At 68.3% G+C, this 7,016-nt stretch carries 6 protein-coding genes and 1 pseudogene; 4 read left to right on the forward strand and 3 right to left on the reverse strand.

The window, feature by feature from the left end; genetic code table 11:
• The first annotated feature begins 28 nt into the window (after positions 1 to 28).
• The 3 genes and pseudogenes from ACRDP3_RS15340 to ACRDP3_RS15350 form a co-directional block, all read left to right on the forward strand.
• Positions 29 to 268 carry a DUF6411 family protein gene (locus ACRDP3_RS15340; protein ID WP_431517500.1) on the forward strand — a complete coding sequence of 80 codons (240 nt, stop codon included), beginning with the start codon at positions 29 to 31 and terminating at the stop codon, positions 266 to 268.
• Between the two features lie 275 nt (positions 269 to 543).
• Positions 544 to 750, forward strand: coding sequence for a hypothetical protein (locus tag ACRDP3_RS15345; RefSeq protein WP_431517496.1), 207 nt, complete (start codon positions 544 to 546; stop codon positions 748 to 750).
• 1,918 nt (positions 751 to 2,668) lie between these two features.
• Positions 2,669 to 4,375 (forward strand): annotated as a pseudogene (locus tag ACRDP3_RS15350) (SpoIIE family protein phosphatase); the annotation flags it as partial.
• Between the two features lie 59 nt (positions 4,376 to 4,434).
• On the opposite strand, the gene ACRDP3_RS15355 reads toward ACRDP3_RS15350, so the two are convergent.
• Together ACRDP3_RS15355 and ACRDP3_RS15360 are read right to left on the reverse strand one after the other, a co-directional pair.
• Positions 4,435 to 4,746 carry a DUF6197 family protein gene (locus ACRDP3_RS15355; protein WP_431517497.1) on the reverse strand — a complete coding sequence of 104 codons (312 nt, stop codon included), beginning with the start codon at positions 4,744 to 4,746 and terminating at the stop codon, positions 4,435 to 4,437.
• 87 nt (positions 4,747 to 4,833) lie between these two features.
• On the reverse strand, positions 4,834 to 5,964 hold the full coding sequence (locus tag ACRDP3_RS15360; RefSeq protein ID WP_431517501.1) for an RNA-guided endonuclease InsQ/TnpB family protein: 1,131 nt from the start codon (positions 5,962 to 5,964) through the stop codon (positions 4,834 to 4,836).
• Between the two features lie 50 nt (positions 5,965 to 6,014).
• Here ACRDP3_RS15360 and tnpA point away from each other — a divergent pair, with 50 nt between their 5' ends.
• Positions 6,015 to 6,443, forward strand: a complete 429-nt coding sequence (tnpA, locus tag ACRDP3_RS15365; RefSeq protein ID WP_431517498.1) for an IS200/IS605 family transposase — start codon at positions 6,015 to 6,017, stop codon at positions 6,441 to 6,443.
• An 88-nt stretch (positions 6,444 to 6,531) separates the two neighbouring features.
• Here the strand turns inward: tnpA and ACRDP3_RS15370 are convergent, their stop codons facing one another.
• The gene (locus ACRDP3_RS15370) at positions 6,532 to 6,744 is read right to left on the reverse strand and encodes a hypothetical protein (RefSeq protein WP_431517499.1); all 213 of its coding nucleotides are present in this window, start codon (positions 6,742 to 6,744) and stop codon (positions 6,532 to 6,534) included.
• Between the last annotated feature and the right edge of the window lie 272 nt (positions 6,745 to 7,016).

Here is a 7,016-nt window from a genome sequence, read left to right on the forward strand (position 1 = left end):
GGTACGAACCCGACGTAAGGAGCGACTCGTGGTCATCGGCATAGTCGTCGTGTGCGTGGTCCTGGCCGTGCTGGCCTTTCTGCTGCCCCGGTTCTCCCACCGTCCCCAGCGCGGGACGCAACGTTCCCTCCGGGCGGGGTCCCGGACCGCGGGCAAGGCACCGGGCCAGTTGGGCCGCCTGCTCAGCAAACCTTTCCGCAGCAGCTCACGCGCCGTGGGCAAGAGCGGGGCGGCGGGCCGCCGCACTCGCCGCCGCATGCCGTTCTAGCCGATGCCGAGGGCCGCGGAGCCGATGCGCTCACGGCCACGGAACCGACAGCTCTGGCCCCGGCTTCGCAGCATGGCCGGGGCCTGTTCGTCTCACGGATTTGTCTCACGGACGGCAGGAGTGGGCGTGGCGATCTTCGATGAGCCAGCAGGCGTCTCGGTGACGTGTTGGACTGGGCGGAGTCCTGGTCATGGCGGTGCCGGTCGGCGCCGTGGTACGGCACTGGACGCACCTGGGCGGTCGCAAGGCGTGGCATAGAGGATGCGGAGGCAGCCGTGGCGGAGCCGCGAGACGACGAGCAGCTCACCGCGCGCCTGGCGGCCGTGGCGGCGTTGGGGGCCGTGCTGATCGTTCCGCCGTTGCTGACGCAGTTCGACCACATGGACCAGGTCTTCGGCGTCCCGGTTCTCTGGGCCTACCTCTATCTCGTCTGGGCGATCGTGATGGGTCTGGTCGCCGTCATCGGCCGCAGATCGAGGTAGTGCCGTGCTCCAGACCTGGGTCATCGTCGCTGTGTCGGTCGCGTACCTCGGTCTGCTCTTCGCCGTGGCCTTCTACGGTGACCGGCGGGCGGACGCCGGCCGGAGCCTGATCAACAACGCCACCGTCTACGCGCTGTCCCTCGCGGTGTATGAGACCGCGTGGGGCTTCTACGGCAACGTGGGCACGGCCGCCACGGATGGAGTCAGCTTCCTGTCGGTCTACCTGGGGCCCGTGCTCATGTTCGCGCTGGGCTGGCTGGTGCTGCGCAGAATCATCCGGATCAGCCGCCGGCACCGGATCACCTCACTGGCCGACTTCGTCTCCGCCCGCTACGGCAAGAGCGCCTCGCTGGGCGGCCTGGTGACGATCATCGCTGTGGTCGGGATCGTTCCCTACATCTCGCTGCAGCTCAAGGCGGTCTCCAACACCTTCGAGATCATTCGGCGGCACCCCGAGATCACCTCCACCTCGGAGCTGAACCACGTCCCGCTGTTCCAGGACACCGGTCTTTACGTAGCGCTGCTGCTCGCCGCGTTCACCATCCTCTTCGGCACCCGTCACCTGGACACCACTGAACGCCACGAGGGCGTTGTCGCCGCCATCGCGTTCGAGTCCGTGGTCAAGCTCGTGACGTTCCTCGCAGCCGGGATCTTTGTGACCTTCTGGCTGTTCGGGGGGTTCGACGACCTGTTCTCCCAGGCAGCGGACGCCGGCCTCACCGAGCTGTTCACGCTGGGGGAGGAGACCAGCAACAGCACGTGGGTCTGGCTCAACGTGCTGTCCATGCTGGCGATCGTGCTGCTGCCCCGGCAGTGGCAGATGATCGTCGTCGAGAACGTCGACGAGGGGCACCTCAAACGGGCGATGTGGCTGTTCCCGCTCTATCTGCTCGCGATCACCTTCTTCGTGCTTCCGATCGCGGCCGGTGGGCTTCTGCGGTTCGGAGACGCCGTCGACGCCGACACCTATGTGCTGGCCCTGCCGATGGCCGAAGGCCCGCAGGCACTCGCGCTGCTCGTCTACATCGGCGGCGTCAGCGCGGGCACCAGCATGATCATCGTCGAGACGATCGCGCTCAGCACCATGGTGTCGAACTCACTCGTGATGCCACTGCTGCTGCGCGGCAAGTCCCGGCTGGCGCAGCGGGACGACGTCGCCGGGCTGGTGCTGGGCATTCGCCGGGCGGCCATCGTGCTGATCCTGCTGCTCGGGTACGCGTACTTCCGGCTCGCCGGCGAGGGGCCGGCGCTGGGGATGATCGGCACGGTGTCGTTCGCGGCTGTGGCGCAGTTCGCGCCCGCGATCCTGGGCGGACTGTTCTGGAAGGGCGGCACCCGCCAGGGCGTGCTGGTCGGCCTGGTGGCGGGGTTCGCCGTGTGGGCGTACACCCTGCTGCTGCCGAGCTTCGCCGAGGCCGGGCTGCTGCCTGCCGCGTTCTTGCGCGAGGGCCCGCTCGGCATCGAGCTGCTCCGGCCGCAGCAGCTGTTGGGCCTGGAGGGAATGGACCCGATCAGCCATGCGATGTTCTGGAGTGCGCTGCTGAACATCGGCGGGTATGTCGCAGTCTCACTCGCCGGCCGACCCGACGCCACCGAACGGGCGCAGGCGGTGCAGTTCGTCGACATCCTCGCGGAGCCGGTCAGGGAGCGGCGCTTGCAGGCCCGTGCCACGGTCGGCGAACTGCAGACGCTGCTGGAGCGCTTCCTCGGCCGGGAGGGCGCCCAGCGGTCGTTGCTCTCCTACTCCGGAACGAGACCCGACTCACTGTCAGCCCAAGCGGCCCCGGAGCTGATCCATCACACGGAAGCCCAGCTCGCCGGTTCGGTCGGCACGGCGTCCGCGCGGCTTGCCGTCGACGCCGTGGCCGGAGAGGACCGGGTCGGCACCGATGAGGTGATGGAGATGATCGGCGAGGCGTCGCAGAGGGTCGAGCTGGTCCGGCGGCGGCTGAAGCTGCTCTACGACGCGACCGGCGGCATCGGCACCACCCTCGATGTGACGCGTACGGCCGAAGAGCTGGCGCAGGTCGCGGTGCCGCGCTTCGCCGACTACGTCACCGTCGACCTGGTCGAGCCCGTGCTGCACGGTGACGAACCCGGGGTGAACGGCACCAGCACCAGCGACGGCGGTGTCCGGATGCGGCGCACGGCCTTCAGCGGCATCCGCGACGACGCTCCCCTCTTCGCCGTCGGCGACCTGATCAACTTCGTGCCGTCATCGCCGCAGGCCCGTGGCGTCGAGAGCGGGCAGGCCGTCCTGGTGCCTCGTCTGGCGGAATCCCCGGGGTGGCAGGCGGTCGATCCCGCACGGGCCTCCCGGGTCATCGACTACGGAATCCACTCGATCATCGCGGCGCCGCTGCGCGCCCGCGGCGTGCTGCTGGGAGTCGTCAACTTCTGGCGCTCCGAGAAACCCGAGCCCTTCGAACAGGACGACCTCTCCCTCGCCGCCGAACTGGCCGCCCGCGCCGCGGTGTCCCTCGACAACGCACGCCGCTACACCCGCGAGCACGGCATGGCCGTGGGGCTTCAGCGGAGCCTGCTGCCCCGCGCCCTGCCCGAACAGGCCGCCGTCGAGGTCGCCTCCCGCTACCTCCCGGCGCAGGAGGGAGTCGGCGGCGACTGGTTCGACGTCATCCCCCTGCCGGGCGCCCGCGTCGCGCTGGTCATGGGCGACGTCGTCGGGCACGGGCTGCACGCCGCCGCCACCATGGGACGGCTGCGCACCGCCGTGCAGAACTTCTCCTCCCTCGACCTGCCACCCGACGAACTCCTCGGTCACCTCGATGAGTTGGTCGCCCTCACCGACCAGGACGCCGTCGCGGCCGGCGACGAGACCACCATCACCGGCGCCACCTGCCTGTACGCCGTCTACGACTCCGTGTCCCGGGACTGCGCCATCGCCAAAGCCGGCCACCCGGCGCCCGCGCTCGCACACCCCGACGGCACGGTGGAGTTCCTGGACGTACCCTCGGGTCTTCCCCTCGGCATCGGCGGACTGCCCTTCGAATCCGCCGAGTTGCAGCTGCCCCTGGGCAGCAGACTCGTCCTGTTCACCGATGGCCTCGTCGAACGCCGTGGCCAGGACATCGACACCGGGCTCCGGCTGCTCCGCGAGACCCTGGCGCACCCGGACCAGTCCCCCGAGCAGACCTGCGACGCCGTGCTCGACGCCCTCGTCCCGGACGTCCAGAGCGACGACATCGCGCTGCTCGTCGCCCGTACGCAGGTGCTGGGGGCGGAGCAGGTCGCCGAGTGGGACGTGGAGTCGGACCCCGCCGCCGTTCGCCGCGCACGCGCCGCCGTCTCCGCGCGGCTCGCGGAGTGGGAGCTGGAGGGTCTCGTGGACACCACGGAGCTGATCCTCAGCGAACTGATCACCAACGCCATGCACTACGGCGCCGGGCCCATCAATGTACGGCTGCTCCGCGACCGTACGCTCATCTGCGAGGTCTCCGACCGCAGCAGCACCTCGCCGCATCTGCGCTACGCCGCCACCATGGACGAGGGCGGACGGGGCCTCTTCCTCGTCGCCCAGCTCACCGAACGCTGGGGCACCCGCTACACCAAGGACGGCAAGGTCATCTGGGCCGAGCAGTCCGTGCCGGGGCCGCTCGGCAGCTGACCGGCCCGGCGGCGGACCGCCGGCACCGCGGGCCGCCGCACCCGCCGCCGCATGCCTTTCTAGTCGACCAGCATCGCGTGCGTGGCCCTGGCCGGGGCGGCGATCGACACCGTTGGCAGCCAGGAGTCTCGGCATCCCCGGAGCAGCTGTACGACATCCGCGCGCTTGCGAAGGGGTACGTCGTTCCAGGCGGCGAGAAGCTCCACGTCTGAGAATGCCGCGATGCAGTGCGGATCCAGCCTCTGACGGAGCTCGGCCAAGAGCCGTTTCGTCGTGGGAGAGTCAGCCTCAGCGTGTCCATCGCAAGCCCAGCGCACAGCTGCTACGAGCCCAGCAGCTCTGGGAGCCTCAGGTGGGCCGAGGTAAGGCATGCCGTCAACTTGACCCGGTCCCGAAGGACCGGGCTTGGAGGTAGTGCCCAGCTGGTTGCTGGGTGGACTCCTCCGTCCAGACACCCCTTACGGGGTGGCAGGGACGCGTGACTCACGCCCCGCGTTCCACACCACGGCGCCGCGTTGGGCGATGTTGTGGGAAGCGTTCCGGTCCGCGTGGGCAACGACCCCGCAGTTCCGGCAGATGAAGAGGGCCTGGTCGACCCGGTTCTTCTTGTCGACGTACCCGCACTCGCAGCACGTCTGCGAGGTGTAGGCGGGGTCGACGTGAACCACGGGCACGCCTGCGCGGCGTGCCTTGTACGCGATGAACTCTCCGAGCTGGGCGAAGGCCCAGGAGTGGAGCATGACCCGTTGGGGCTTGCGGAGCCGTACCCTCTGCCGGATGCCGCCCAGGTCTTCCAGGGCAATTCCGGCCGAGGTGCGTTCAGCCTCGGTCACGATCGTCTTCGCGATGACGTGGTTGGTGTTGGAGACATAGCACTGCTCGCGCCGGTTGCGCTTTTTCAAAAGCCGCTTGGCGGACTTGGTGCCCTTGCGCTGGAGCTTCTCGCGTAGATCGCCGTGGTGTCTGCGGTGCCGGTTCAGGTCGCGCCCGGCGGCCTGATAGCCGGTGGACGTGGTGGCGATGTTGACGATGCCGAGGTCGACACCAATGAACCCGTCGGGCTCGTACTGCTTCTCCTCGGGGACCTCACAGGTGGCGATCAGGTAGAACACGCCGTCGCGTTCCACCAGATCCGATTCGCCCTGCCGGTACTCGCGCAGCATCTTGAGGCCGTCGGCGGAGCAGACGAACCGTACACCCCGGACGCGTCCGGCGGTGGTCCAGATGGACACCGTCTGCGCGTCGTACTGCCAGCTCAGGCACCGGTCGTCGTACGGCTGGGCTGCCTCGGGCCGAAGGGTGATGGGCTTGGACTCGGCCTTCCGGCGCCGCTTCGAGCCCGGTTTGCCGAGGTTCCCGGCCTTGATGTTGGCCTTGAGCGTCGTGTAGGCGTCGCGGACCTTCTTGATGGTGTGCTGGGCTGCTTGCGCCCCCAGCCCCCGCGATTTCAACTCCGCGTAGGTGTGCTTGCGCAGCTCGTACTCGCGGGGCACACCCTGCTCGAACGCCACCCCCGACACCCAGTTCGCGGCCTCGTTGACCATGCGCAGGGTCGCGAGAAGTGCGGCGGCCTGCTCGGCCTCCGGCATCAGCTTCACCTGCACAACGAGTTTCACGGGCGTGATCCTATCATTGATCTATGTCACCACGTTGGGAACCAAACCCCAATATCCGCAGGGGTAGAACAGTCGTATACACCCTTCACGCGCACTTGGTCTTCACACCCAAGTATCGGCGCGGCCCGTTCACCGATGAGATCCTCCGGCGCTGCGAGGAGGTCATGCGTGACGTGTGCGCGGACTTCAACACCGAACTGGTGGAGTTCAACGGGGAGAGAGACCACGTCCACCTGCTGGTGCACTACCCGCCCAAAGTCGCCTTGTCCCGGCTGGTCGGCTCTCTCAAGGGCGTCTCCGCCCGGCGGCTCCGTCAGGAGTTCCCAGCCCATATCCGTAAGTACCTGTGGGGTGACCACTTCTGGTCGCCTTCGTACTTCGCCGCCTCGTGCGGCGGAGCACCGTTGGAGATCATTAAGGAGTACATCGAGAACCAGAAGCGACCTGGCTGAGGTCAACAGTGCAGGCCCGCGGGCACCTGCGGGTCAGAGCAATCCAGAGAAGCGCTTCCTCCCGGGCGTGAACGCCCGGGGTTCCGCGCTAGATCAAGCTGGAGGACTCCAACTGACCGGGGAGTTCCCCCCAGACACCCTTCGCGGCGGTCTTCAGCTCCTCCGCGACGGTTGCGGCAGGGTGCGCGAAGAAGACATCGCAGAGCGGCCCGTCGAAGTCGAAGAACACGGCCTTGGCAGCTTGCATCAAGTCGGCCAGGCCCACTGGGGCGAGGGGCCAGAGTTTGGCGGTCGGACTCACCCGGCAAGTGTGCGCGACCTCAGCCGCCGGAGCCACCACCGGTGCTCACAGCACGTGGGACGGCTCTCCGCGTTCGAGTGACGCCGCCCGAACCTCGGGGAACGTGACGAGAATCTGGCGCTAGGGTTCCTCCACCGCTCAAGACGAACGAGCCCGGACAGGAAAGCTCCGCCGATGACGTCCCACGCGTATCAGCAGGCCGCACGCACAGGCACTGTTGACGGTCCGCTGCAGGGATATCACCGTGAGTGGTACGTCGTACAACCGAGTGG

Origin of the sequence: Streptomyces sp. (assembly GCF_050698815.1) — a bacterium.
GTDB lineage: Bacteria > Actinomycetota > Actinomycetes > Streptomycetales > Streptomycetaceae > Streptomyces.

Excerpts from the sequence above, each read along its gene's own strand:
- ACRDP3_RS15360 (WP_431517501.1), bottom strand. The coding sequence starts at position 5,964 with ATGCCGGAGGCCGAGCAGGCCGCCGCACTTCTCGCGACCCTGCGCATG.
- ACRDP3_RS15355 (WP_431517497.1), bottom strand. The coding sequence starts at position 4,746 with ATGCCTTACCTCGGCCCACCTGAGGCTCCCAGAGCTGCTGGGCTCGTA.
- tnpA (WP_431517498.1), top strand. The coding sequence starts at position 6,015 with ATGTCACCACGTTGGGAACCAAACCCCAATATCCGCAGGGGTAGAACA.